The organism is Streptomyces sp. NPDC006602, from assembly GCF_042870385.1.
Lineage (GTDB): Bacteria > Actinomycetota > Actinomycetes > Streptomycetales > Streptomycetaceae > Streptomyces.
Genome location: NZ_JBIAHG010000032.1, coordinates 46,547 through 73,003, shown reverse-complemented (window position 1 = coordinate 73,003; position 26,457 = coordinate 46,547). Strand labels below are relative to the sequence as shown.

Sequence of the window (26,457 nt, the reverse complement as noted above, 5' to 3'; positions counted from 1 at the left end):
CGGCGCCCCCCCCCCCCCCCCCCTCCGCCGCTGCGCTCCCGCGCGGGCGTGGGGGGGGCGGGGGGTGGGGGGGCGCCCCCCCCCCCCCGGGGGCCCCCCCCCCCCCCCCCCCCCCCAACGGCGAGGTCCATCTCGCCGACGTGGCCCAGCTGCCCCTGGTGGACTTCACACCCGGCTGGGCCATCCGCTACGCGGTCGACCGGGCCTTCCGGGCCGCGGGCGTCGATCGCGGCACGACGTTCGAGGTGAACGACATCGTCGCGGCAGCCGAACTGGTCCGTAACGACCTTGGCGTCTGCATCATGCCCGAGTCGATCGCGGACCGCTTCCCCGATCTGCCCCAGTACCGGTTCGGCCGGCACGCGCCGAGCTGGAAGATCATGGTGGTGCGACCTCCCGGCGAGGCGTCCCCGGCGGTCGCCGCGCTGCTGCGGCACATCACCTGACGGCGACCAGGGCACCCTCTGGGCCCTCCCGGGCCGACGCCGCCCCCAATGTCATGGCGGGCTGCGTGCCCCTGTCGAGCTGATGGGGCTCCACGCGGCAGGGCGCGGACCGCTGCTGCGGCGAGGTGGGTGAACGGCCGACGACGAGTCACACCGGCTGCCATGACAGCGCCTTGACGCGCCGAGCGTGAACCGACCCCCTCGGCGAGCACTGCCTCCTTCAGTCGCAACGCCCGGCTTGCGATGCGGAACCTCCGCTCCGACGGACAGGGCAGGAGAGGAGAACGCTGCGGGACCACTTCCCGCGGTTCGACTCCCGAAGTGACGGGCTCTGCGGGATTGCCACGCGCCGCGAGAGGACCGCCGCCCACAAGGTGGCGGTCCTTTCGCGGCGTTCAGGCTCCGGCAGGCCCGTTCCGAGGCGGGACCCTACCCGCACGCCTTGACGTGCAAGGTCGCCGGTACCGTGGTCATGCGTCCGGCTTGAGGGCGAGATCCATGCGGCGGACCCGATCGGGCCGCACTGTCGTCCTCCGGCGCAGCTCCGCGTAACCGGACGCGGTGACCTGGAGGACGTGCGGGCCCGGATTCGCCGAGAACACGGTGTAGAAGCCGTCCTTGACGGCCGGGTCCTCGGGCGTGGCCGTGGTGAGGGTGGATTCGTCCGGGTCCGCGGTGTCGCTGACGGTGGCGCCGACCAAGCCGGCGCCGCTTGTGCCGTCCCGGACCGTGCCGACGGTCAGGCCCCCGGGGGTGGGCACGAGGACGCGGGTCTGGACGTTCACGTCGTCGAGTGACCAGAAGTAGCCCCAGTCGGCGACGAAATGGAAGCGCAGCCGCACGGCTTTGTGCCCGGCGAACTGCCGGAGTGACACGGGCACGGTCAGGCGCTGCGCGGAGTCGCTGACCTTCGGCCCGGTCCAGACATTCTCCCAGGTGGCGCCGTCGTCCGTGCTGGCGTCCACGGTCATGTGCTGCTGGGTGGGGTTGGCCAGGTACGCGGTCTTGAAGGTGAGTTGCGCCGACTGTGCGGCGGACAGGTCGTATGCGGGGCTGATGAGTTGGCTGTTCTGATGCGGTCCGATCGGCCCGTTGTCGCTCTCGACGACGGCGAAGGCGCCATCGCCGCCGGTGGAGTTGCCGCGTTGGGTCGGGTCGTCGAACTCCCATCCGTTGTCGGTACCGGCCGCGTTCACCACGGTCCAGCCCTGGGGCGCGGTCGTGGTGGACTCGAACGTCTCGGCCCGGTCGGCGAGTTCGAGCCGGTAGCCGACGGCAGTGGCGGTGTCGGGATCGGCGGTCAGCGCCACGTCCGCGGTGACGGCCTTGTTGTGGACCGTCACCGGCCGTGCGAGGGATTCGTAGCCGGGCAGGGCGGCGGTGACGTTCAGCGTGTAGTCGCTCCCCTTCGGCAGGGTCATTTCGTATGCGCCGGTGACCGGGTCGGTCCAGACCGGGGCTTCCGGGGACCCGCTCACGGCGAGTCGGGCGTAGAGCGGCCAGCCGTGTCCTGACCCGTCCTTGACGGTGCCGTGGACGCGCTCACGAGGGATCGGGGAGAGACCGAAGTCGCGGGTGAGGGTCTGGCCGTCCGCGATGTCGAGGGTGACCGGTGTGGTCGTCGTGTAGCCGAAGGCCTTCACCGTCAGGGCGTTGACCGTGCCCGCGGGGAGGTCGAGCGTGTACGCCCCCTGCGTGTCGGTCGTGGCGATGTCGAGCCCGGACCCGACGGTCGCGTGGGCGACCGGCTTGCCGGTGGCCGCGTCCTTGACCGTACCGGAGAGGGTGCCGTGCGGTCCGCTGCGGAAGGCGGCCAGGCCCGCCGGGGTGCCCAGGCCGGTCGGACCGTCGTAACCGGTGCCGGCGTTGCACAGGTACGCGACGGAGCAGGTTCCGTTCGACCCGGTGGTGATGTCGTTGAGACCGACGCCGTTCGCAGCGTAGGGATAGGAGTTGGGGGAGGTGCCGGGGCGCGGGGGCCCGGCCAGCGCGTAGACGGAGGCGATCACCGGCGTCGCGACGCTGGTGCCGCCGTAGCGTTGCCAGCCGGTCCCCTGTGAGCCGTAGGTCAGGTAGACGGCAACGTTGTCGGCGACGGCTGACACGTCGGCGACGCTTCGCCCCGCGCAGCCTGTGTCCTGCTGGAAGTCCGGCTTCCTCTGCTGGGACGCGCACCCGGAGCCCGGTCCGTAGGAGTCCCTGGTCCAGACGGTCTCCGACCAGCCGCGCGCACTGGCCGGGTCGGCCGTCAGGGTGGTACCGCCGACCGCGGTCACGGACGGGAGGGTCGCGGGGAACGAGACGCCGTATTTGTTGTCGCCGCTGGCCGCGACCACGGCGACGCCGGGATGGTCGTAGGAGGACCCGTAGGTGGCCAGGTCGGTCGGGTAGTCACCGGTTCTGCCATAGGAGTTGGAGACGTACTTGGCGCCGAGGGCCACGGCCTCGTCCACACCGGCGGCGAGGTTTTCCAGACCGTCGTTGTCCGTCTCCACCAGCAGGATGTCGGCGTTCGGTGCCGCCGCGGAGACCATGTCCAGGTCGAGGGCGATCTCTCCCGCCCAGGCGTTGCTGGGGAGCGGGTAGTCGGTGCCGCCGCGCTGGTTCACCTTCCTGAAGCAGCCGTTGGCCGTGGTGCAGGGAGGCAGGCCGTACTGGGCGCGGTAAACGGCCAGGTCTGCCTCGGCGTTGGGGTTGTCGTAGGCGTCGACGATCGCGATGGTCTGGCCGGCGCCCCCGTCGGCGGGCAGGCTGTAGGCGCTCTGAATGTCCTGCGGACCGAGCCCCGCGGGAACCTCGGACGCGCTCAGCCGCATCCTGGCCGGCTGGTCCGTCGCGCGCATGGCGTAGCAGGTCGCGTGCCCCTTGGCCGGGGTGCCGCAGACGGGTGCCAAGTCGGGCTCGGCGTCGTATGCGTCCTGGGCGGTGCCGGTCGTGGCCTGCGCGAGCGTGGGCGGTGCGGCGTGCGCAAGGGGCTGGACGCCCAGGAGTGCCAAGGTCGCGACACCGACAATCGCCGCACCGCGATGGAATATGCGCAAGGCCGGGAACACACCTCTCGCACGAGTGGATATCGACACAAGACGCCAATCATGACTGGGCCCTCAACTCGGGCCGGACGAAAGTGAATACGCATGATGTGCGGGCGATCAATTAGCCGATGCCAATTGGCGGCCTGTCAACCCCCGAATTGTTGCGCGCATGTGTCGTCATCGACCCGATCGAGACAAACCCACAGCAACGCATCCGGCCCGGTCCGTGGCCTGCGCCCGACCCGTTCAACAGGCCATGCGCAGCCTCGGGGACCAAGCCGCCGACGGGCTTCTCACTTGCGCAGGATCACATATTCCGCACGGTTCACCCTTGCCGGGCAGGGTAAGCAGGCAACAGAATGAAATCGCACTCCCAGTTCTGAACTCCGCTCCATCCGGGGGTTTTTGTCTTCCTCCGGTAAAAGCGTCAAATCGAGTCGGGGAGAATACCGAGAACGGATCGGACGAGGTTGTGCTCCGGCCCTTACTCGTTCGAGTTCGGTGTCTCCAGCGGCAGCCAGCCTCGTTCGGCTGCCCGGAGGGCGATCTGGAAGCGTGTTCTGGCGCCGAGTGCGGTACCTGCCTCGCTCACATGCTTTTGCACGGTGCGGCGGCTGATGTCGAGTACCCGGGCGATGGCGTCGTCCTTCATCCCGGTCGCCATGAGGTCGAGTATCGCCTGGGTTCGTTCGTCGAGCGGTGTCGTTTCCCGGGTCTGGCGGGGGGCGGGCCAGTCCTGCCGGCTTTCGAGTGACACCGGCACCGCGTGCTTCCAGATGGCCTCGAACAGTGCGGCGAGTGCGGCGACGAGGGCAGGTGAGTGGACCACGAGTGATCCTGCCGAGGGGCGGTCGTCGTGCAGGGGCAGGAGGGCGGTGGTCCGGTCGAACAGGACCAGTTTGAGGGGGAGTCGGGAGCTGAGCCGGAACTCGCCGCCGCCGGCGCTGCCCCGCAGTGCCGTCTCGAGTGACACCGTGTCCGTGAAGCCCTCGGTGTCGTAGACCGACCGCAGCCGTATTCCCTCGCGGAACTCCGGCTGTGCGCCATCCACGTGACCGGAGGCATCCGCGTGATCGGAGGCATCCGCGGGCCCGGTCACATAGGGCGGCTTGGCCAGGTGCAGTACTTCATGGGTGCTGCCCTTGAGGAGATGCGCATAACGTGCGGCGACCTCCTCGTTGTCCTCCAGGACCTCCATCAGGTGCGGAGTCTGCGGGCGGGCCGCGACGTCGTAGATCTCGTGAAGCTGCTCCATGTACAGCTCGGCCTGGGCCAGTTCGGCGCGCCTGCGGGCCAGCAGGGAGCCCAGGGACGAACGTGGCGGGCCGGCCTTCCAGCGCGGGGGCCGGTCGGCAATGGGGATGACCAGGAGTACGTCCTCCAGAGACCGCAGTGCGCTCTCGGCCTGGTCGGGCGAGGCGCCGACCGCGGCGGCCACGGTGGGGGCGGAGGCGGCGGGGTGGCCCACCAGGTACTCCAGGACTCGGCCGCTGAGTGCGTCCAGCCCGAGGCCGGCCCAGGGGCTGTCCGACGTCACGTCCATGCGGTCTGACGCTCCTGCTGTAGTGCGCATCGGGGTGGCAGGTGTCGCTGCCGCATCTGTGCGCCGCCGCCCGCGGGAGGCAGGCGCATGTGCGCAATTGCGCGAAGCCGCGACAGCCGGATCTTGTCGCGCATGACGCGACACCGTCAAGGTGGGCACGCTCCCACCAGTCCCAAGGACGCGACTGGCCCTGTGCGTCAACTGCCAGTACGCCCATTCAAGTCGAGGGAATCCTTTGACACGCCACCCCTCCGGAAGACGGCGCCGCCTGCTCGTGGTCGCGACCGCCCTCCTGGTCACCGCGGCGACCCCGCACGTGGCCTCCTCCGCAGACACCTCGCCGACCGACAACTCGGCCCGTGCCACCCGCACTTCCGACAACATTGCCCCATCCGTCGTCACCCTGGTGACCGGCGACAAGGTCACCGTCGCCCCCGGCGCGGGCGGCGGCCCCGGCACGATCACCGTTCAGGGCCCCGGCGGCGAGTCGACCGGCGCCCGCGTGCTGACCGTGGGCCGCGACACCTACGTCTATCCCGACTCCGCCCGCCCCTACCTGGCGTCCGGCGCCCTGGACGACCAACTCTTCAACGTCTCCCGGCTCGTGGCCGACGGCTACGACGACGCGGCGCTCACGCACCTGCCCCTCATCGTCACCTACGGCGGCAAGGAGGCGCCCGCCTCCGCCTTGCGCAAGCGCGCCGTCGCCATGCCGGGCGACGCGACGGACGTACGCCCCCTCACCAGCGTCAACGGTGTGGCCCTCGCCGCGGACCGCGAGGACACCGGCGCCCTGTGGAGCGCGCTCACCGGCACCGCGTCCGGCTCCGACGTCGGCTCCGTGAAGGCGCCGGGCACCGACGCCGACGCGGCCTTCCGCGGCGGCGTCGTCAAGGTCTGGCTCGACGGCAAGGCCGAGGCCACACTCAGCGACTCGGTCGCCCAGATCGGCGCCCCCGAGGTCTGGGCGGGCGGCAACACCGGCGACGGCGTCGACGTGGCTGTCCTCGACACCGGCTACGACCCGGGCCACCCCGATCTGAAGGACGTCGTCGAAGACAGCGCCAGTTTCGTCCCCGGCCAGGACGTCACCGACCGCCACGGCCACGGCACGCACGTCGCCTCGACCATCGCCGGCAGCGGCGCCGCCTCCGACGGCAAGGAGAAGGGCGTCGCACTCGGCGTCGACCTGCACGTCGGCAAGGTCCTGGCCAACGAGGGTTACGGGTACGACTCCTGGATCCTGGCGGGCATGGAGTGGGCCGCCCGCGATGTTCACGCCCGGGTCATCAGCATGAGCCTGGGCAGCAGCGAGAACGCCGACGGTGAGACCGTCCTCGCCCGGGCCGTGAACGAGCTGAGCGCCGAGACCGGCGCCCTGTTCACCATCGCCGCCGGCAATGACGGTCCCGGTGCCCAGACGGTCCGCTCGCCCGGCACCGCCGACGCGGCCCTGACCGTCGGCGCGGTCGACTCCTCCGATGCCATCGCCGACTTCTCCAGCCGTGGCCCCCTCTACGGCGACGACACCCTCAAGCCCGAGATCACCGCGCCCGGCGTCGGCATCCTGGCCGCCCGCTCGCAGTACGCGGCCAACGGCAGCGGCTCCTACATGACGGCCAGCGGCACCTCCATGGCGACCCCGCACGTGGCCGGGGTGGCCGCGCTGGTAGCCGCCGCGCACCCCGACTGGACCGGCAGCCGCATCAAGGACGCCGTGGTCAGCACCGCCAGGCCTACCCCCGACATCAGCGCGGACGACGGCGGCAACGGCCGGGTGGACGCCGCCGCGGCGGCCACGGCGACGCTCACCGCCACCGGCAAGATCGACGCCGGCATCCACTCGCCCGGCACGGAGCAGGGCACCGTCCCGTCCACGGCGACCTGGACCAACACCGGCGACCGGGCCGTCACCGTGGACCTCGTCGTGGACGCCCCCGGCGTTCCCGACGGCGTCTTCACCGTCACCCCCAGCCGCGTCGAGATACCCGCGCACGGCACCGCGACCGCCACGATCACCACCGACCTGGACAAGGCGGGCGACCTCCAACGCCGGACCGGACAGCTGACGGCGTCCGCCGACGGCACCGCGCTGACCCGCACGCTGCTCGGCGTCAGCACCCGCCAGCAGCTGTTCCACGTGCGCACCAAGGTCACCGGTCGCTCGGGCGAGGCCACGGACGGCGTCCTCACCTTCTACCGCAAGGGCGACGAGTACGCGGGCACCTACCTCTACGGCAACAGCCAGTCCGACGAACTGCTGCCGCCCGGCCTCTACACCGTCTACGCCGACTTCCGCGTGCAGGGCACACATGGTTCCGCCTCGGCCGGATACGCCCGCATGGTCATCCCCCAGGTGAAGGTGACCGGAACCACCGGCCTCGTGCTCGACGGCACCAAGCTCAAGGAGGTCAAGACCGTCACGCCGAAGAAGACCGAGAACTTCTCCCGGCGCCTGGACTACTACCGCGAGTTCAAAGACGGCTCCTCGGTCGCCGACATGTCGCTGATCGGCGACGGCTACGACAGCATCTGGACGGCGCCCACGTCCGCCCCCAATGACGGCGAGCAGTACCTCACCGCCCGCTGGCGCAACCAGGAACCACTGCTGTCGGTGACCGCAGGCGGCCACGAGTTCGACGACCTGTGGATCATGCCCGGCTCGACGAAGCTCCCCGAGGACGACTACACCCTCGACCTGATCCACCCGGGCGACGGTCTCACGGAGGACTACCAGGGCGTCGACGCCGCCGGCAAGGCCGCCGTGGTGCCCTGGGACTCCAGTGACGAGGACACCGCGGACGACCAGATCAGGGCCGCACAGGCCGCGGGCGTGAAGCTGCTGCTGTTCGTCAACGACCTCGACGGGCGACTGCGCGAGCCCATCATCAAGTCCTCCATCGAGGTGGTAGGCCTGTCCCGCACGGACGGCGACAAGCTCATGGCGAGCGTCGACGCGAGCACGACGGGCAGTGTGCCGGTGCGGGCCGTCTCCCGCCCCGACACGGACTACCTGTACGACCTGGTCCGCACCTGGAAGGGCCGCATCCCCGCCGACCCGGTCTACGCACCCACGACCGGTCAACTGGCCCGGGTCGAGACCTCCTTCCGTAACCCAACCGGCCGCGAGGTGTACGAGAACCGCTACGACGTCCACCCCTGGACCACCTACCAGGTCGCCACCAACCGGCTGAGCACGGCCGGCGCGCACCGCACCGACTACGTCAGCACCGACAAGACCTTCTCGTGGACCGAGGAGGGCGAGCTCCAGTCCCTGTCCTACAGCGCGTCCGGAGCCGTCACCTATCCGGCGGGAAGCACCACGGACGTGGAGTGGTTCGGACCCGTGGTGCGGCCCCGCATCAACGACAGCGTCCAACTGCCCGTGCGCACCGGCGACCAGCTGGACGTCATCATCCCGTCCTGGGGCGACTCCGGCGGCGGCCACACCAACTACGCCGCCTTCGGTAGCACCGACACCACCCAGGAGACGTCCCTGTACCGGGGCGACACGCTGGTCGCCGAGGGCGGCGCCGGGGTGAGCGCGACCGTACCGGCCGCCAAGGGCACCTACCGTCTGGTGCACACGGCGACCCGAACCGCCACGGCCGCCTTCCCCTACTCGACCGCCACCCGCACCGAGTGGACGTTCACCTCCGCGGCGCCCGGGAACGCCGACGACAGCGAGCAACTCCCGCTCGTCCAGGTCGACTACACCCTGCCGACGTCCGACGACGGCAAGGCAGCCGCCGACGCGACCCTGCTCGTCACTCCGCTGCACCTTCCGGGCGGCTCCAACCCGGCGCTCAACACCCGCAAGGTGGAACTGTCCTACGACGACGGCGCCACCTGGACGGCGGCACGCCTCAGCGGCAGGGGCAACGGCAAGGTGACCCTGCACCTGCACGCGCCCGCATCAGCGCGATACCTCACGCTGCGCGTCCAGGTCGGCGACAGCCACGGCAACACCGTGACGCAGACCGTCGTACGCGCCGCGGGAATCGCCGGATGACCTGACCTGACCTCGGCCTGACCGAAGCCGCCCGGCGATCCCCGCACGACCGCCGGGCGGCATCCGTCCATGCCCATCCCCTCCTACACGGACCGAGTTGACGCACCGTCACCTCCCCTCCGCACGGTTGGCCCACGCATGCCGACGCACCCCTGGCAGGCGATCCCGCACAGGGTGCTCATGAGAGAGAAGAAGAAGCCGGTGCACATACCACCCCTCAGACGTCCCGACACGGGCCGCCCACGCCGCGGAGTCCGGATCGCGGCGGTCGCCCTGAGCGCCGCGATCGTGGCCGTGTCCGGTGCGGCGGACGCCTCCGCCGGCGACCGAACAGCGCTCGCCACGTCGTCCTCCTCTGCTACCTCCTCCTCTGCTACGTCCTCCTCCGGCAAGGCCGACGGCACCGAGTCGTTGTGCGGTACGCCCTCGCCCGGAGAGGCGACCTGCTTCGCCATCCGGCGCACCGGTCCGTCCGCGAAGCGGTCCGGCGCCGTGGCCGCGCAGGCGCCCCCCGGTTTCGGCCCGGCCGAGCTGCGAACGGCCTACGCGCTGCCCGGCGACGGCGGGGAGGGCCTGACCGTCGCCGTGGTCGTCGCCCAGGACGCCCCCACCGCCGAGGCCGATCTGGCCGTCTACCGCGCCCAGTTCGGCCTTCCGGCCTGCACGAGCGCGGACGGCTGCTTCACCAAGGTCGACCAGCGCGGCGGCACCGACTACCCGGAGCCCGAAGCCGGCTGGGCCGGCGAGGCCGCGCTCGACCTCGACATGGTGTCTGCCGCCGCGCCCCACGCCCGCCTGCTGCTCGTGGAGGCGAACGACGCCACCATCGACAACCTCGGCGCGGCCGTGCGGCAGGCCGTCACCCTGGGCGCCGACGTCGTCTCCAACTCCTACGGCACCCGGTACGACCTCTTCGACGAGGACCCGGCCGAGACCGCCTGGGACGCCTACTACGACCACCCCGGGGTGGCGATCGTCGCCTCGTCCGGCGACGACGACGCCGGCGTGTCCTTCCCCGCCGCCTCACCCCACGTCACGGCGGTCGGCGGCACCAGTCTGCGCCGGGACACCGGCACGGCACGCGGCTGGTCGGAGTCGGTGTGGTCGCACGACGGCTACGGCACCGGATCGGGCTGCTCCCGCTACCTGCCCAAGCCCGCGTTCCAGCACGACTCGGGCTGCGACCACCGGACCGTGGCCGACGTGTCGGCCGTGGCGGACCCGGACACCGGCGTCGCGGTGTACGACAGCTACGGCTCGGCGGGCTGGGGCGTCTACGGCGGCACCAGCGCCTCGGCGCCCCTCATCGCGGGCGTGTACGCCGCCGCCGGTGCCCCCGTCGAGGACACCGAGCCCAACGCCTACCCGTACGCCGCCCCCGACGAAGCGCTCAACGACGTCACGGACGGCTCCAACGGCACCTGCGATCCCGCCTACCTGTGCACCGCGACCGCCGGCTACGACGGCCCCACCGGACTCGGCACGCCGAACGGACTCACCGCCTTCCGCATGGGCCCGCACGGCCGGATCACCGGCACGGTCACCGACGCCCGCACCGGCCGACCGGTGCCCGGCGCCGCCGTCTCCGCCGACGACGACCACCGCACCAGCACCGACACCCAGGGCCACTACGCCCTGACACTGCCCACAGGAACGTACGACCTGACCGTCGACGCCTACGGCTACGCCACCGCCGCACCCGGCAAGGTCCGCGTCGACGACGGCACCGCCCTCGCCCGCGACCTCACCATCACCGCGGTGCCCAGCCGGACCGTCTCGGGAACCGTCACCGACGGATCGGGGCACGGCTGGCCGCTGTACGCGTCGATTACCGTGGACGGCACGCCCCTGGACCCGGTGTGGACCGACCCCGCCACCGGTCGGTACTCGGTGTCGCTGCCGACCGGTCACACCTACACGCTGAACATCGCCGCGGCCTACCCGGGATACCGGGCGGTGACCCGGGAGTTGAGGGTCGCGGGGCGTACGGTGAAGGCCGACGTCGCCGTACCCGCGGACGAGGAAGCGGCCCTGGCCCCCGGCTACGCGGTGCACCGCTCAGGCCCCACCGAGCCGTTCACCGAGAGCACCGCCGCACCGGACGGCTGGCGGGTCGCCAACACCGACTCGTCCACCGGCGGCTGGACGTTCGACGACCCCGGTGCGCGCGGCAACACCACCGGCGGCAAGGGGGCGTTCGCCATCGTGGACAGCGACCACTACGGGGGCGGCGTCTCCCAGGACAGTCAACTCACCAGCCCCGTCTACGACTTCACCGACCGCACCGCCCCCCGGGTCGCCTTCGACACCGCCTACCGCGGCATCGACGGGCAGAGCGCGACCGTCGACGTCAGCACCGACCACGGCACCACCTGGACCACCGTCTGGCGGCACACCACGGACTCGGTGGACGGCCCGGCCCACATCGAGATCCCCCTGTCCGACTACGCGGGCCGCGCCGCAGTCCAGTTGCGCTTTCACTTCACCGGCAGCTTCGGCTGGTGGTGGGCCGTGGACGACGTCTTCGTCGGCGACCGCACCTACGACAAAGTGCCGGGCGGGCTGGTCGTCGGCCACACCCGGGACGCCAACACCAAGGAGCCGGTCAACGGCGCCGAGGTCACCGGCGGCGCCACGGGTACCTCGCCCGCCGTGTCCGTCGCGACGCCCGCCGACCCGGCCACCGCGGACGGCCTGTACCGGCTGTTCGCGCCGACCGGTGACCACGGGCGCACCGGCACCGTGAAGCTGACGGCGGCCAAGTCCCTGTACGCCGACCGCACCGTGACCGCCCGCGTCGTACGCGACAGCGTCCGGACCGCAGACCTCGATATGCCGGCCGGCCGTCTCACCGTCACCCCGTCCGCCGTCGCCGCCTCGGTACGGCAGGACACCACGGCCCGCGCCACGGTCACGGTCCGCAACACCGGCGGCGCCCCGGCCACCGTCCGGATCCAGGAGTCCGCCGACGCGTCCGCGACACCGCCGCAGGGAGGGGAGTGGCAGCCCGCTCCCGACATCGCCTACGGAGTCATCGACAACGCGGCCGACACCTTCCGGGGAACGGTGTACACCGGTTTCGGAATGGAGGGCGACGACACCGTCGAGAAGGGCCTGTGGGCCTACGACTCGACGGCGGGCGACACCGCCGGCTGGGTCCGGCGCGCCGACGCCCCGGAAGCACGGCGCGGTCCCGTCCACGGCTTCGTCGACGGCAAGTGGTACGTCGCCGGCGGCAAGAACGAAGCCGGCCAGGCCGTCACTCCCGTCGCCGTCTTCGACCCGGCGACCGACACCTGGTCCCACGGCGCCGCCGCTCCCGAGGCATACGCCCTGGCCGGCAGCGCCGTTGTCGACGGCCGGCTGTACATGGTCGGTGGCTGCGGTGTCAGTTGCGGCGTCACGGCCGTCCAGTCCTACGACCCGGCGACCGACAGCTGGCGGAGCCTGGCACCGTACCCGCTGCCGATCGCCTATCTCGCCTGCGGCGGACTGGACGGTCACGTCGTGTGCGCCGGTGGGCAGTCGCCCGGCACGGGCGTCGTCGACGACGTCTACTCCTACGATCCGGCCGACGACACCTGGTCACCGGTCGCCTCCCTGCCCACCGGCACATGGGGCGCGGCGTACACCACCGCGAACGGCCGGCTGCTGCTGACCGGCGGCTCCGTCGCCACCCAGGCCACGGCGGACATCACCGCGGCCACCTGGGCCTACGACCCGGGCGCCGACGCCTGGCAGCGGCTCCCGGACAACACCGCGCCCACGTACCGCGGCGCGGCGGCGGCCGGCCTGTACAAGATCGGCGGTAGTACCGGATGGGGTGATGCCAACGCCGTCACCACCACCGAGCTGCTGCCCGGCTACGGACAGACGGAGGCCGACGACATCACCTGGCTCGGTGAGGAGGCCACCACGCTCACCGTCCCGGCGCACTCCGCCGTCACCCTGCGGCTCACGCTCGACGCAACGCTGCCCGAGACGCGGACCCCAGGCCGCTACACGGCCGCACTCGGTCTCGTCCACGACACGCCGTACACCGTTGCGCCAGTGCCGGTCTCGATGAAGGTCACCGCGGTCCGACCGCACTCCTGACCGGGCGGGGAGCCGGCCCGGTACACGCCATCCGTGCCGGACCCGGCTCCCTCGTCGAGCGTCACGTCCACAGCATCAGGCCCGGGTGCCGAACCTCCGCAGGACCCGAACGGTGTTCCAACAGGTTCCGATTTCAGCGCAGAGGCGGTCGCCGCGACCATGAGCGACGTCGGCCTTGTCCTGGGGTACTGCGTCGGCGAGTCAGGTGTCGAGCGAGTTGATCAGGTCTCGTTGGGCGGGGTTGACGTTGCGGGGGTGTGCGACCTCCTGCTTGTTCCAGACCTGCCGTCCGGTATGGCGGAGGTTGGACAGGATCGCGCGTCCTGCGCTCGTCGTCCCCTCAATAGGTCTCGGAGTCCGGGATCAGATGGATCGCGGCCTCCTCGGCCGATGCCCCGGCGCCGTCCAGGCCCATGTCAGAAGCGATCAGATCGGATTCGGTGTTCTCATGGCTGCCCTCGTCCGGCGCGACCAGCCGTCCGGCGCGCTCGTCTCCGACCTCGTAGTCGATGAGCTCACCGTCTGTGTCCCAGGTATCCCCGATACCGTCGCCCTCCGGGACACCGATGTCCGGCAACTCCTCGGAAAGACGCTCGTCCAGGCTCTCGCCCCGCCGCTGCTCCGACGCCGTGACGCCGGTGTGCTCCACGCCCCAAGGCCTCTCCGGGGGCGAGTAGCCCTCATCCAGGGCCTGGTCGCCGCCCCGGTAGTCCAGGGTGTCCGACGCGTCGAGCAGCCCGACATCGTCCTGCACCCCGGAACCGTCCGGCTGGTAGACATCGTCACCCATCGCTTCGTCCGCCATTTGTGTTCTCCATCGTTGTTCGGGGCCGGAGGGTTGGGGGTGGCCATCCCTCACCAAGCCCGTCCACTGCACCACGCCGTCCCGGCGAAGACGGTGACGGGCCACAAGCGTCCCGCCCTGGCTCCTTCGCCACCTCCCCGAACCTGGAACCGTGCACTCCTGGGCAAGAAGTGCGCGCGCGGAGGACACCGCCCGCGCCGGGTGGCCGCTCCCGGACGGCGCGGGTTGGGGGCTCGTTCGTGGGCACGTACAGCCGGACGGCTGAGCGGGAACGACGATTGCCTCCGAGCGTCGTCCACCTGACCGACACTCCACCCTTACGGCCGGACAGGCGGCGCCTCACCAGTCGGCCCCGGAGAGGGCGCTGACGGGCAAGCTCTCCTGCACACACAGGCACGACGACCGTCCGACCGGTGCCTACATTTCCGGCACCCACACAGTTGCCGGAACGGAGAGGTCCCATGCAGTTCGGTATTTTCTCGGTAGGGGACGTCGGCCACCAGCTCGGGGTCCGCCAACGTTGGTACCGCCGGCTCGTCGGGCAGACCGACGCCGACCGCGTCCGCGGCTCAGGCTCCGACGGCGACCCGATGCCACAGCTCCGAACTGCGGGCATCCGTCGGCCCGGACCACCCGGGCGCAGGGCAGGAGAACTTCGCCATCATCTTGGCCAATGGCTCGCACCGCACCTGCACGGTGTACGGATTCCCGGGTGTGGCGTTCGTCAACGGTGCCGGTGAGGCCGTCACACCGGACCCCGAGCGGACCACCGGGCAGGAGCGAAGGATCGTCACCCTTGCCCCGGGAGCGAGCGCGTGGTCGGCCCTGAGCTTCACGAATCCGGCGATCTCCGGGGTCACCACAGTGACACCCGTGGCCGTACGCGTCACCCCGCCCGACGAGACGGAGTCGATCAGAGTCCGCTGGACCGGCGGAAGGGTCTCCAACACGGGCAAGGCGTCGGTTCCCCAAGTGAGTCCCTTCAGGCGTGGCGACGGCAGCTGATTCCCACCTGACCAGCATCCTGGCGGCCGGGTGATCAGTGACAAGTGACCGGCGTCGACCTTCGCGATACGAGCGCCCGCACGGGTGGCCATGGCCGGCTGCTCGCCGGGCGGGATGACACGGTCGGCGGTGCCGACCACGGCCCAGGAGGGGATGGTCTGCCAGGTGGGCGTACGGGACGTTCGGATCCGGCGCTGACCGCGACACCGTGCGCGAGGGCGGCTCGGCCTCGGTGGCCGATCGTGGCAGCGCGCAGGAACCACTCGGCATCGGCGAAGCGGAGGGCATCGATGCCGCCGCCCATGGTCAGCCGAAGCGTTCGGTGCGGATCGCGGCCGGGTTGCACCCCATGTCGATCAGCAGATTGCTCACGGATTCGACGAAGCCGGTGGGCCCGCAGACGTAAACGGGGCTGTCCGGCTGAAGCCGTGCCGCCTGCTTGTCCAGGTCGCCACGGGTGACGCGGCCGGGCCTGCGCGTGCTGCCCGGCGGGGCCTGCCGGGTGTACACGATGCGGACGTCGAGCTGCGGGTCCCGCTCGGTCAGGTGCTCCCGGTACCAGACGTCGTCGGGAGTGCGCGCCGAGTACAGCAGCTGGAAAGCGCTGCGCGTCCCTGTCCGGCCGCGGGCGCGGATCATTGCTGCCAGCGGGACGACGCCGGAGCCGCCGGCCACCAGGAGCACCGGCTCTGTCTGCTCGGGCCGCCAGACGAACCAGTTGCCGAGCGGCCCGCGCAGTTCCACGTCGGCACCGAGCGGCAGATCGTGGGCCAGGTACGGGGAGACCTCCCCGTCGGACAGGGCTTGCACGCCGAGTTCGATGCGATCGCCGTCGGCGGGTGCGGCCAGTGAGTAACTGCGCACCGCCTGGTAGCCGTCGTCTGCGGTGAGCCGTACGTCGACGTGCTGGCCGGGCAGGTGGCCGGGCCAGCCGGGGACTGAGAAGACCAGGGAACTCGCCGTAGCGGTCTGGGGGCGGCGCTCGGCGAGCCGCGCGGCGCGCCAGGCGATGCTCATGGTCAGTCGCCCCAGTTGCGCTGCTCGCGCCACGGATCGCCGTAGTTGTGGTAACCGACGGACTCCCAGAAGCCCGGCTCGTCTTCGAGCGTGAGCTCAAGTCCGCGCACCCACTTGGCCGACTTCCAGAAGTACAGATGCGGCACGAGCAGCCGGGCGGGTCCACCGTGCTCGGGTGAGAGCGGGTAGTCGTCGTACGTGTGCGCGATCCAGGCCTTGCCGTCGAGGAGGTCCTCCAGCGGCAAGTTGGTGGTGTAGCCGCCGTAGCTGTGGACGACGACGTGGTCCGCGGCCGTCTCGACCTCGTCGAAGAAGGCGCTGACGGGGACACCGCGCCAGCGCGTGTCGAATTTGGACCACCTGGTGACACAGTGAATGTCGGTCACCGTCTCCTGCTGGGGAAGAGCCATCATCTCCTCCCAGGTCCAGCGGTGCGTGCGTCCCTGCTCCGTGGTCACCGTGAAGGTCCAGGTGTCGAGGGGAACGCGGGGCGTGGGCCCCGCAGACAGCACGGGAAACTGCTCCGTCGGGTATTGGCCGGGAGGCAGTCGGTCCGGCAGGGGACGGGCGCGCCCGCGAAAGCCGGGTGAGAAGGAGTTCATGCGTCGTCTCCTGAATGCCTGGGGCGCCGAGATGCTCGATGCGGTTGCCGCCCGTGTGTCCGGTGCGACCCGCGACCGGTGTGTCGCAGAAGGGCTCGACAGCGAGGCCGCGCGGACGCGGTAGGGGGAGTCCGTCCGCGCGGCTGCCTGTTTCACCTGGTCAACTCGTGGCGCGTACCGCGTCCAGGATCAGGCCGGCGACCTCCTTCGGCTGGGACACGGCGACCGCGTGCGACGCACCCTCGATCTCGACGACGGTCGCCCCGGCCCGCTTGGCGCCGAAACGCTCGACCTCGGGGTTGATCGCGTGGTCGGCGCCGGCCACGAGCGCCCAGGAGGGCTTGGTCTTCCACGCGGACGCGGAGGCCGTCTCCTCGAACGCCGCGGCGGCCAGCGGACGCTGGGCCACCGCCAGGACCCTGGTGACCTCGGCGGGCACGTCGGCGGCGAAGACGTCCGGGAATGCCTCGGGCGTGATGGTGACCTCGACCGCAGGGTCCGTGCCCTCGACGGGGTACGTCCACTGCTTCAGGTTGCTCACCAACGGGCTGTCGGGGAACCGGCCCTGCAGTTCGCCGAGGCTCTCGCCTTCTTCGAGGACGTAAGCAGCGACGTAGACCAGACCGACGACGTTCTCGGTGGCGCCGGCCACGGTGATGAGCGCACCGCCGTAGGAGTGGCCGACCAGGATGACGGGGCCGTCGATCTGGGCGGCCACCGAGGCGACGTACGCGGCGTCGGAGGCCAGTCCGCGCAGCGGGTTGGGCGGCGCGATCACCGGGATTCCGTGACTCTGCAACTCGGTGATGACCCCGGACCAGCTGGCCGCGTCGGCGAAGGCGCCGTGGACGAGAACGACGGTGGGAGCGGAGGTAGTCATGTCAGGGTTCTCTCTTCGGGATCAGGCTGTGTGAAGGGCGGCGCGCAGGGTGCCGACGGCGAGCGTGATGGCGGCCTCGGCGGCGTGCGTCCCGCGCAGGGCGTTGAGCATCACGAAGTCGTGGATGATGCCCTGGAACCGCACGGCGGTGACGGGCACGCCGGCCTCACGGAGCTTGGCAGCGTAGGCCTCGCCCTCGTCGCGCAGCACGTCGGCCTCGCCGGTGATGACCAGGGCCGGCGGCAGGTCCTTGAGCTGCTCGGTGGTGGCCCGCAGCGGGGACGCGGTGATCTGGGCCCGCTCCGCCTCGTCGGTCGTGTACTGGTCCCAGAACCACTGCATGCCGTCCCGGCGCAGGAAGTAGCCGGTGGCGAACTGGTGGTACGAACCGGTTTCGAAGCTCGCGTCGGTGACCGGGTAGAACAGCACCTGCTGGACCAGGGGAATGTCGCCACGCTCCTTGGCCATCAGGGTCAGCGCGGCGCTCATGTTGCCGCCCACCGAGTCTCCCGCCACGGCCAGCCGCGCACCGTCCAGCCCCTTGGAGGCGCCCTGCGCGACGACCCACTGGGCGACGGCGTAGTTCTGCTCGATGGCGACCGGGTAGCGGGCCTCGGGGGAGAGGTCGTACTCGGGGAAGACCACGGCGGCGCCCGCTCCGACGGCGAGTTCCCGCACCAGGCGGTCGTGGGTGTGGGCGTTGCCGAACACCCAGCCCGCGCCGTGGATGTAGAGGATCACTGGCAGGGTTCCCTCGGCACCCGCGGGCTTGACGATGCGTGCACGGACGCTGCCCGTCGGACCGCCCGAGACGGTGATCCACTCCTCGTCGACGTCCGGCTTGTCGATCTCGCCGGACTGCACCTCGTCGACGGCCTTGCGGCCCTCCGCCGGGGCCAGGTCGAACAGGTACGGCGGATTGGCGGTGGCCTCCGCGAACGCGGCTGCCGCGGGCTCCAGCACCGGCTGAACCGGCTTGATGGTGTCGGGCATGTGAATCTCCTGAATCGGTCGTGGGGACGCCGGCTCTGCCGGCAATTCGGCCAGGGTCTCGCGAAGAACGTCCCGGAGCCGCTTTTCGCCACGCTAAACCACCGAGCCGTGCGGTAATTGTCCCTGGGTGCACCGCCGCTGTCCTCACAGCGCACTGCTGCCTTCAGGCCAATTGAATGACATTCAGAGCGTGGCTGAGTCAGTGCGCTGTGAGGCCAAACCGTGTGCACTGACAGGACATGGTGGGCGCAACGGTCGCGTCTATGGTAATGGCCATGCAGCGGCCCCTCACCCACAGGGTCTTCCCTCGTTCTCAGGGCACGACGAGTGTCGGTGAAATTCACTCGGTTGGATTCGAGTAAACGGGAATTCGAGCATGACTCAATCGCCGGAGTCCGCCCGCTTCCGGCCACGACTCGAATCGAAGTCGTTTTCCGAAGGGGATTTCAAGAGATGTCGACCATGCCCGTCGGCGGACTGGTTCCGCAGGCCATCGACGATGCCGCGCTGTTCGCGGCGAGCATCGAGCGTGCCGCACTGGCAGACGGCTGACCCGGCCCGCGCATTGCCCTGCCCTGGATTGGCGCCCGGCTTGCACAAGTGGAGGAGGTGCAGGTCACCCAGAGTCATGGCCGGGCGTCGCGCTCAAGGGCGCGGAATGTTGCGCAGGTTGGCCCTGGCCAGATGAACCATGCGTCCGACCCCGCCCGAAAGGACCGTCCGGCTCGCCGACAGGGCGAAGCCACTGATCTGATCCGCCGTGATCTTCGGCGGAACGGCCAGCGCGGCGGGGTCGGTGACGACATCGACCAGCGCGGGTCCGTCATGGGCGAAGGCCTCGCGCAGCGCGTCGCGTACCTCGGTGGGCTTCTCCACCCGGATGCCCCGTGCACCTGCCGCCGCGGCGATGGCGGCGTAGTCGGTGTGCGCGTAGGTCGTGCCGTGCGGGGGCAGGCCGTCGACCAGCATCTCCAGGTCGACCATGCCCAGTGAGGAGTTGTTGAAGACCACCACTTTCACCGGCAGGTCGTACTGGACGAGCGTCAGGAAGTCGCCCATGAGCATGGAGAATCCGCCGTCGCCGGAGAGGGAGACGACCTGCCGCCCGCGGTCGAGGAACTGCGCACCGATGGCCTGCGGCAGCGCGTTGGCCATCGAGCCGTGCACGAACGAGCCGAGGATGCGGCGTCGGCCGTTCGGCGTCAGATAGCGAGCCGCCCACACACAGCACATCCCGGTGTCGACGGTGAAGACCGCGTCGTCGGCAGCTTCTTCGTCGAGTACCGAGGCCACGTACTCGGGGTGGATCGGGGTGTGCTTCTCGACGTTGCGCGTGTAGGCGCTCACGGCGCCCTCCAGCGCATGGGTGTGCCGCTCCAGCATGCGATCGAGGAACCGGCGCGACGGCTTCTCCCGCACCGCCGGGGTGAGGCACCGCAGTGTCTCGCGTACGTCCCCCCAGACGGCGAGGTCGAGTTGAGTGCGCCGCCCGAGCCGCTCGGGCTGCACGTCGACCTGCACCGTCCGCACCTGCCGCGGCAGGAAGTCCGTGTACGGGAAGTCCGTTCCGAGAAGCACCAGGAGGTCGCACTCGTGCATGGCCTCGTACGCGGCCCCGTAGCCGAGCAGCCCGGACATGCCGACGTCGTAGGGGTTGTCGTACTGAATGTGCTCCTTGCCCCGCAGCGCGTGTCCGACCGGTGCCTTGACCTTCTCGGCGAAGGCCATCACCTCGGCGTGGGCGCCGGCAACGCCTCGGCCGCAGAACACCATGACGCGTTCGGCGGAGTCCACCAGTCCCGTCAGCCGCGCGAGTTCCTGGTCGCTCGGGCGGATGGCGGGGAGGTCCGTCGGCATGGCGAGCTCGACGGCCGCCTCGGGAGAGTCCTCTGCGGCGGTGTCGCCGGAGAGGGACACGACCGACACCCCCCGTCGGCCGACCGCGTGCTGGATCGCGGTCTGTACCACGCGCGGCATCTGACGGGGCGAGGAGATCAGTTCCGAGTAGTGGCTGCATTCCGCGAACAGCCGGTCGGGGTGGGTCTCCTGGAAGTATCCGGTGCCGATCTCTCCGCTGGGTATCTGGGCTGCCAGCGCGAGCACCGGCGCCATGGAGCGGTGGGCGTCGTACAGGCCGTTGATCAGGTGGAGGTTGCCCGGTCCGCAGGAGCCGGCGCAGGCGGCGAGCCGGCCGGTGAGCTGGGCCTCGGCACCGGCGGCGAAGGCCGCGACCTCCTCGTGGCGGACCTGGATCCACTCCATGGCGTCATGTCGTCTGACCGCGTCGACGACCGGGTTCAGGCTGTCCCCGACCACGCCGTACATGCGGCGCACGCCGGCGCGGGCCATGAGGTCGACATACTGTTCCGCGATGGTCTGCTTGGCCATGGCACTCCTCGGATCCCGGCACCGCGGCGGGCTTGGTCGTGCGGTGGCACGGGCGGACCGCGGTTCGTCCAGATCACGCTACTGAGGAGCAGAGGAGGCTATTGACCGTCCGCGCACGAGACCGGTTCCGGCAGCGCACCGGCCCGCCCCGCGGAACGGGCGGCGCTCGCACCGGCGGAGGCGACGACCGAGCCGTCCGACACCGCCGCACAGGAATCCGCCTGCGCCACCGCCCGGGAGATACTCACCGACGACCGGATCTCCGCATCTCCGCGGTGACTTGGTTGGCGGTCACCATCAACGCGTTCAACCGTGTCTCGATCATGGCACGCGCGCGGTACGGGCAGAGCTATGAATCGGCGGTGCCGTCCGGCGCCGCGCCCTTCACCGTCAGCGGAGGGCCGCCAGGACCGGTTCGACGGCGCGGTGGAACGTCGGATAGGTGTAGATCATGTGCTGGAGGCGCTCGACCGGGACCTCCGCGTGGACGGCCACGTTCAGTCCGTACAGCAACTCGCCCCCGGCCGGTCCCGCCGAGGTCGCGCCGACCAGGACTCCCCGGTCCGCGTCCTCGACCAGCTTGACGAATCCTTCGCCGCCCGGCCCATGGATCCAGCCGCGGGTCGAGGAGGCGTTGGGCAGGACCGCGGTCCGCACGCGCAGACCCCGGTCGCGGGCCTGTCGCTCGGTGAGTCCGACGGCGGCGATCTCGGGATCGGTGAAGGTTACACGGGGCAGCGCCCGGTAGTCGGCGTCGGGACCGGGGCTGCCGAGGATGTCACGGACGGCGATCTGGGCCTGGTACATCGACACGTGAGTGAAGGCGCCGCGGCCGGTGATGTCGCCGACCGCCCACAAGCCCTCCGCCGCCCGCAGCTGCCCGTCCGTGGGCACGGCGCCGGCCGCCGGATCGAGCCCCACGGTCTCGACGCCCAGCCCTGCGAGCTCGACGTGACGTCCGGTGGCGACGAGCAGCCGCTCGGCGCGCAGGGGCTCCGCCGAGCCGTCGAGCAGGATGGTGAACTCGGTCCCGTCATGGCTCACTTGACGGGCCCGCACCCCGGTCAGGACAGTCACACCGTCGGCCCGCAGGGCCTTGGCGGTGAGCTCTCCCGCTTCCGGTTCCTCCAGTGACAGGAGCCGTTCCTGCCCCTCGACCACGGTGACACGGCAGGTGAAGCGGGCGAAGACCTGGGCGACCTCCACGCCGATGGCACCCCCGCCGAGGACGACCATCGATGCGGGCAGGTCCTTGGCGGCCATGGCATCGCGGTTGGTCCAGTACGGTGTCGCGGCGAGCCCGGGCACCGGGGGAATCCGCGGCCGACTGCCCGTGGCCAGCACGACACCCCGGCGGGCCGCGAAGGTGCGGTTGCCGACCGCGGCCCTGCGCGAGCCGACGAGGCGTCCCCTACCGCGGACCAGACGACCGCCCTTGGCTGCCAGGCGGTCGGCCGCCACCTGGTCGTTCCAGTCGTCGGTGGCCTCATTGCGGATGCGTCCGGCGACCTGGGCCCAGTCGGGAGTCACGTCCACCTGCCCCGCGAGGGTGGGCACACGCCGCGCCTCGGCCAGCAGATTCCCGGCCCGGATCATCATCTTGCTGGGCACGCACCCCCAGTACGGGCATTCCCCTCCGACGAGTTCCGCTTCGACGCCGACCACGTCGAGACCGGCCTCGGCCAGCGTGCCCGCGACATACTCACCGCCCGGGCCCAGGCCGACGACGACCACATCCACCTGCTCGTTCATGCCCATGCCTCCCTCTGCGGGCGGCTGTCCGACGTGCCGCCGCGCACCGAGGCTAGGGCTGTGGGGCGGCGTCCCGAGTCTCTGAGCGCACGGCTGTGGGCCCGAGAGTGAACACCTGGGGCCGGACCGTGTGGTCGGTGCGCTCACGGGCACCACCGCATGCGCTGCCGGTCAACTCGCCCCCGGCCCCAGGGCCTAGCGTCGCCGGCGTACGCACAGCACGGCACCCCAGGAGGCCGCCATGACCACCACTTCCCCGCACTCGAGCAGCCAGCCGTGGCTGCATCAAAAGGGCGCCGTCATCCAGGAGTTCGGGACCGTCAAGCAGTTCCCGCTGGGACTGTCGTACGAGGCGCGCATGTACGCCTGTCAGCGACTGAACAAGGTCCTCGCGGACACCCAGATCCTCTACGGCCTCTACAAGAAGCACCACTGGCTCCTGCGTGGCGCGACCTTCTACCAACTGCATCTCCTCCTGGACAAGCACGCGGGAGAACAGCTGGAACTCGTCGACACGATCGCCGAGCGGGTCCAGACCCTGGGCGGGGTCGCCGTGGGTGATTCCCGGCACGTAGCGGAGATCACGTCGATTCCGCGCCCGCCGGACGGCGTCGAGGAGGTCCCGGCCATGCTCTCGCGGTTGCTCGAGGCCCACGAGACCATCCTGACGCAGGCTCATGACGCGGCTTCCCGGACCGCAGAGCTGGGCGACGACGGTACCAACGACCTCCTGGTCTCACAGGTGATCCGCACCGGCGAACTTCAGGCCTGGTTCCTGGCCGAACACCTGGTGGACACACCCCTGGTCCGTACCTGAGGGGCAGTCCCCTCACTTCATGGCACCGCTGGTGGCCCCGGCGGCGACGTAGCGCTGAGCGACGACGAGCAGCACAGCCGCCGGGGTGGACGCCAGAACGGCGGTGGCCATGATGGCGTTCCACTGGTTCGTGTGAGCGCCGATGTACTCGTAGATGCCGAGGGTGACCGGCCGGACGGTGTCCGTGGTGGTCAGCGTGAGGGCGAAGAGGAAGTCGCTCCAGGTGAAGAGGAACGTGAAGAGGGCGGCGGTGATCAACGCGTTCACGCTCACCGGGAGCACCACGGAGCGGAAGGTACGCAGCCTCCCGGCGCCGTCCACGCGCGCCGCCTCGATGATCTCCCTGGGAATGCCCTGCATGAACGAACGCAGGACGATGATGGCGAAGGGGATCCCGGCGGTGGAGTCGGCGAGGATCAGTCCGAGGTAGGAGTTCAGCAGGCCCAGGTCGTTGTAGGTGCCGTAGAGCGCGTCGGCCACGACGATGCCCGGCACCATCTGTGTGACCAGGACGCCGAAGAGCACGAGGTTGATTCCTCGGACGGGGAGATGGGCCAGCGCGTAGGCCGCCGGCGCTGCGAGCCCGAGGCTGAGGGCGACGCCGCCGAGGGCCACGACGAGACTGGTGACGAGGTTGCGTCCCTGGTCGCGCAGTGCCGTGGCGTAACCGCTGAAGTCCGAGTGGAGGGGGAACCAGCCTCCCTGCAGTGTGTTGCCCGCCGGCTGCAGGGAGGCATTCACCATCCAGTACACGGGAAACAGCATCACCGCGAGCAAGACGATCCCGACGACCGTGGACAGCCGGCCACGTCTCGGTGCGCGCGTCACCGGTTCCCCTCTCCGCTGTTCCGGGCGTGCCGGTGGGCGCGCAGATAGACGAAGGCGAAAACGAGCGAGATGGCGACGAGTACGTTGCTCATCGCGGCGCCGCGCCCGAACTCGAACTGCTGGAAGGACAGTTCGTAGGACTGGGTGGCGAGGGTCTGGGTGGCGTCGGCCGGTCCTCCGCCCGTCACCACGAGGATGATGTCCAGCACCTTCACGGTGTAGACCACACCCAGCACCAGCACGACGTTCACCACGGGGCGCAGCAGTGGCCAGGTGACATGGCGGAATGAGGCGACCGGACCGGCGCCGTCCAGCTGCGCCGCCTCGTACAGATGCGTCGGGATGTCCTGCAGGCCGGCGTACAGGATCGTGGTGTTGAAGGGGATGCCCACCCAGATGTTGATGAGGATCACCGACATGAGCGCCTGTGAGGTGCCGGTGAGCCAGGGGATGCCGGAGGACACGATGTGGAGGTTGCGCAGCGCTTCGTTCACGACTCCCGTGTCGGGGTCGAGCATCCACTTCCACGTCGTTCCCGAGACGACCAGCGGCAGCAGCCACGGCAGGAGCAGGAGCGACCGCAGAACGCCGCCGAGCGGGAATCGACGGTGGAAGAACAGGGCGAAGGCCAGGCCGAGCACGAACTGCCCGGCTATGGAGCCGGCGGTGAACAGAGCCGTGGTCAGCAGGACCTGGGAGAACAGGTCCGACGACAGGATCTCCGCGTAGTTCCGCAGCCCCACGAACGGCGCCGCACCCGTGTAGAAGGTCGTGGTCGTGTACTGCTGGAAGCTCATCACGACGTTCTTGACGATCGGATAACCGAAGAACAGCAGCAGATACGTCGCGGCGGGCACGATGAACATCCACTGGGCGAACGATTCCCAAAGGCGTGCCCTGGCGGTGCTCACCCGGCGGATCGGGGACCCGTCAGGAACCGGTCGCGATCTGCTGCGCATGCTCGAGTGCTTCCTCCGGTGTCTGCTCACCCGTCAGCGCGGCCTGGATGGCGGTGTATATCCCGGTCGCCGCTTCGGGCCACTTGACGCCGAGTTCGGCGGTACGGGCTCGTGCCCTCCCCACGCTCTTGGCGAACGCGGCCATCGACGGGACCTGCTCGACGTACCGGGACGCCACCTCGGAGCGGGAGGGCACGGTGAAGTACTGCTTGGCCACGGCGAGCATGTTCGTGGAGTCGTTCAGGCAGGCGAGTACCTGGGCGGCCTTCTTCTGCCGGTCCTTGGAAGCGGTCCGCGGGACCGTCCACACCTCACCGCCGAGCGGAGTGACAAGGGTCTGCCCCTCCTGCCGGACGGGGATGGAGGCCACCCCCCAGTGCAGGTTCTTGTCCTTGTTCAGGTCGGAGATCCGCCAGGGACCGTTGACCATCATGGCTGCCTTGCCGGCGACGAACTGGTCGTGGACATCGGCCTGGGTCCAGTTCAGTACGGACTTCGACATGGAACCGCTCTTGACCAGGTCGACCCACAACTGGAGTGCCTGCGCGGCCTGCGGCGTGTCCAGCTGCTTCTCGTCCCCGCCGTTGGACCACAGGAAGGGCAGGAACTGCCAGGTGCCCTCGAACGTGGCGTTGGCATCGACCGCCATGCCGTAGCGCCCCGGGCGGGTCAGCTTGGCGGCCGCAGCCTTCAGCTCGTCCCAGGTCCTCGGTACGGTGACGCCGGCCTCGGCGAGCATGTCCTTGTTGTAGATGAGCGCGATCGTACTGACGGCAGGCGCCAGTCCGTACACCTTCCCCTGGTAGCTGCCGGCCGACAGGATGCCCTTGGTGACGCCGCCGGAGTCGACGCCGTACTGGTCCAGCGGGGTCAGCGCACCGGTCTGTGCGATCTGCTGCAGGTCGGGGTTGTCCAGCATCAACAGGTCGGGAAGGGTTCGCGACGACGCCTGCTGGAGGACCTTGGGGACGAGCGAAGCCCCCGGGACGCTTCTGTGCTCGACCGTTACGCCTGCGGCTTTGCCGCAGGCCGTCAACCGCTCGCCCCACTGGGCGTGTTCGGATGCGTCGGTGTAATAGTCGAGCGCGGTGATGGAGGTTGCCTTGCCTGCGGCGGATCCGTTTCCGGTTCCGCCGCTGCACCCGGTGGCGACCAGTGTCAGGAGGGCGGTTCCGACGAGGGTGGTGATCCGCCGTGCCGGCGGTCTGGCCGGTGAGGTCATGGTGGCGCCTTCCCGCGGCGAAGGTGAGCGTTCGTACACGTCGCCGACGAGACGGTTCATA

Annotated in this window: 17 protein-coding genes and 2 pseudogenes; 7 read left to right on the top strand and 12 right to left on the bottom strand. The window is 70.3% G+C overall.

Annotated elements, in window-relative coordinates; all coding sequences use genetic code 11:
* Nucleotides 1-446 (top strand): LysR substrate-binding domain-containing protein (locus ACFYO2_RS40840; RefSeq protein ID WP_388360088.1); only part of this gene is annotated, 446 nt, incomplete at its 5' end.
* Between the two features lie 470 nt (nucleotides 447-916).
* Here ACFYO2_RS40840 and ACFYO2_RS40835 read toward each other — a convergent pair.
* Together ACFYO2_RS40835 and ACFYO2_RS40830 are read right to left on the bottom strand one after the other, a co-directional pair.
* A complete protein-coding gene (locus ACFYO2_RS40835) occupies nucleotides 917-3,487 on the bottom strand; it encodes a carboxypeptidase regulatory-like domain-containing protein (protein ID WP_388360087.1) in 2,571 nt (856 codons plus the stop codon).
* A 475-nt stretch (nucleotides 3,488-3,962) separates the two neighbouring features.
* Nucleotides 3,963-5,021 (bottom strand): LuxR C-terminal-related transcriptional regulator, encoded by a 1,059-nt coding sequence (locus ACFYO2_RS40830; RefSeq protein ID WP_388360085.1) that lies wholly within the window; start codon nucleotides 5,019-5,021, stop codon nucleotides 3,963-3,965.
* A gap of 235 nt (nucleotides 5,022-5,256) precedes the next feature.
* Here ACFYO2_RS40830 and ACFYO2_RS40825 point away from each other — a divergent pair, with 235 nt between their 5' ends.
* Together ACFYO2_RS40825 and ACFYO2_RS40820 are read left to right on the top strand one after the other, a co-directional pair.
* Complete coding sequence (locus tag ACFYO2_RS40825) at nucleotides 5,257-9,033, top strand: S8 family serine peptidase (protein ID WP_388360082.1); 3,777 nt, start codon at nucleotides 5,257-5,259, stop codon at nucleotides 9,031-9,033.
* Between the two features lie 138 nt (nucleotides 9,034-9,171).
* Nucleotides 9,172-13,128 carry a carboxypeptidase regulatory-like domain-containing protein gene (locus ACFYO2_RS40820; RefSeq protein ID WP_388360079.1) on the top strand — a complete coding sequence of 1,319 codons (3,957 nt, stop codon included), beginning with the start codon at nucleotides 9,172-9,174 and terminating at the stop codon, nucleotides 13,126-13,128.
* A gap of 340 nt (nucleotides 13,129-13,468) precedes the next feature.
* On the opposite strand, the gene ACFYO2_RS40815 is transcribed toward ACFYO2_RS40820, so the two are convergent.
* A complete protein-coding gene (locus tag ACFYO2_RS40815) occupies nucleotides 13,469-13,933 on the bottom strand; it encodes a DUF5709 domain-containing protein (RefSeq protein WP_388360076.1) in 465 nt (154 codons plus the stop codon).
* A 603-nt stretch (nucleotides 13,934-14,536) separates the two neighbouring features.
* Here ACFYO2_RS40815 and ACFYO2_RS40810 point away from each other — a divergent pair.
* Nucleotides 14,537-14,938, top strand: a pseudogene (locus ACFYO2_RS40810) (DUF4232 domain-containing protein); the annotation flags it as partial.
* 306 nt (nucleotides 14,939-15,244) lie between these two features.
* On the opposite strand, the gene ACFYO2_RS40805 reads toward ACFYO2_RS40810, so the two are convergent.
* Together ACFYO2_RS40805 and ACFYO2_RS40800 are read right to left on the bottom strand one after the other, a co-directional pair.
* Nucleotides 15,245-15,955, bottom strand: coding sequence for an FAD-binding oxidoreductase (locus tag ACFYO2_RS40805; RefSeq protein WP_388360073.1), 711 nt, complete (start codon nucleotides 15,953-15,955; stop codon nucleotides 15,245-15,247).
* A 2-nt stretch (nucleotides 15,956-15,957) separates the two neighbouring features.
* Nucleotides 15,958-16,557 carry a sulfite oxidase-like oxidoreductase gene (locus ACFYO2_RS40800; protein ID WP_388360070.1) on the bottom strand — a complete coding sequence of 200 codons (600 nt, stop codon included), beginning with the start codon at nucleotides 16,555-16,557 and terminating at the stop codon, nucleotides 15,958-15,960.
* Between ACFYO2_RS40800 and ACFYO2_RS40795 the strand changes: the two genes are divergently transcribed.
* Nucleotides 16,556-16,681 carry a hypothetical protein gene (locus tag ACFYO2_RS40795; RefSeq protein WP_388360068.1) on the top strand — a complete coding sequence of 42 codons (126 nt, stop codon included), beginning with the start codon at nucleotides 16,556-16,558 and terminating at the stop codon, nucleotides 16,679-16,681. The genes ACFYO2_RS40800 and ACFYO2_RS40795 overlap by 2 nt on opposite strands.
* Before the next feature lie 36 nt (nucleotides 16,682-16,717).
* Here ACFYO2_RS40795 and ACFYO2_RS40790 read toward each other — a convergent pair whose 3' ends face one another.
* The 3 genes from ACFYO2_RS40790 to ACFYO2_RS40780 all read right to left on the bottom strand — a co-directional run bounded on the left by ACFYO2_RS40790 (nucleotide 16,718) and on the right by ACFYO2_RS40780 (nucleotide 20,818).
* On the bottom strand, nucleotides 16,718-17,437 hold the full coding sequence (locus ACFYO2_RS40790; protein WP_388360065.1) for an alpha/beta fold hydrolase: 720 nt from the start codon (nucleotides 17,435-17,437) through the stop codon (nucleotides 16,718-16,720).
* A gap of 21 nt (nucleotides 17,438-17,458) precedes the next feature.
* Nucleotides 17,459-18,430, bottom strand: coding sequence for an alpha/beta hydrolase (locus ACFYO2_RS40785; RefSeq protein ID WP_388360062.1), 972 nt, complete (start codon nucleotides 18,428-18,430; stop codon nucleotides 17,459-17,461).
* A 645-nt stretch (nucleotides 18,431-19,075) separates the two neighbouring features.
* Entirely contained in the window at nucleotides 19,076-20,818 is a 1,743-nt protein-coding gene (locus ACFYO2_RS40780) for a pyruvate dehydrogenase (RefSeq protein WP_388360059.1), read from the bottom strand.
* A 147-nt stretch (nucleotides 20,819-20,965) separates the two neighbouring features.
* Between ACFYO2_RS40780 and ACFYO2_RS40775 the strand changes: the two are divergent.
* Nucleotides 20,966-21,150, top strand: a pseudogene (locus ACFYO2_RS40775) (carboxymuconolactone decarboxylase family protein); the annotation flags it as partial.
* A 58-nt stretch (nucleotides 21,151-21,208) separates the two neighbouring features.
* Here ACFYO2_RS40775 and ACFYO2_RS40770 read toward each other — a convergent pair.
* On the bottom strand, nucleotides 21,209-22,570 hold the full coding sequence (locus ACFYO2_RS40770; protein WP_388360056.1) for a dihydrolipoyl dehydrogenase family protein: 1,362 nt from the start codon (nucleotides 22,568-22,570) through the stop codon (nucleotides 21,209-21,211).
* A gap of 241 nt (nucleotides 22,571-22,811) precedes the next feature.
* On the opposite strand from ACFYO2_RS40770, the gene ACFYO2_RS40765 reads away from it, so the two are divergent.
* Nucleotides 22,812-23,387 (top strand): Dps family protein, encoded by a 576-nt coding sequence (locus ACFYO2_RS40765; protein WP_388360053.1) that lies wholly within the window; start codon nucleotides 22,812-22,814, stop codon nucleotides 23,385-23,387.
* A 12-nt stretch (nucleotides 23,388-23,399) separates the two neighbouring features.
* Here the strand turns inward: ACFYO2_RS40765 and ACFYO2_RS40760 are convergent, their stop codons facing one another.
* Genes ACFYO2_RS40760 through ACFYO2_RS40750 form a run of 3 tightly spaced genes read right to left on the bottom strand, consistent with a single transcriptional unit; the run spans nucleotide 23,400 to nucleotide 26,456 of the window.
* The gene (locus tag ACFYO2_RS40760) at nucleotides 23,400-24,215 is read right to left on the bottom strand and encodes a carbohydrate ABC transporter permease (protein ID WP_388360050.1); all 816 of its coding nucleotides are present in this window, start codon (nucleotides 24,213-24,215) and stop codon (nucleotides 23,400-23,402) included.
* The gene (locus ACFYO2_RS40755) at nucleotides 24,212-25,174 is read right to left on the bottom strand and encodes a carbohydrate ABC transporter permease (RefSeq protein ID WP_388360047.1); all 963 of its coding nucleotides are present in this window, start codon (nucleotides 25,172-25,174) and stop codon (nucleotides 24,212-24,214) included. The genes ACFYO2_RS40760 and ACFYO2_RS40755 overlap by 4 nt, the downstream gene beginning before the upstream one ends.
* A complete protein-coding gene (locus ACFYO2_RS40750; RefSeq protein ID WP_388360044.1) occupies nucleotides 25,146-26,456 on the bottom strand; it encodes an extracellular solute-binding protein in 1,311 nt (436 codons plus the stop codon). Before ACFYO2_RS40750 ends, ACFYO2_RS40755 begins: the two co-directional genes overlap by 29 nt.
* Between the last annotated feature and the right edge of the window lies 1 nt (nucleotide 26,457).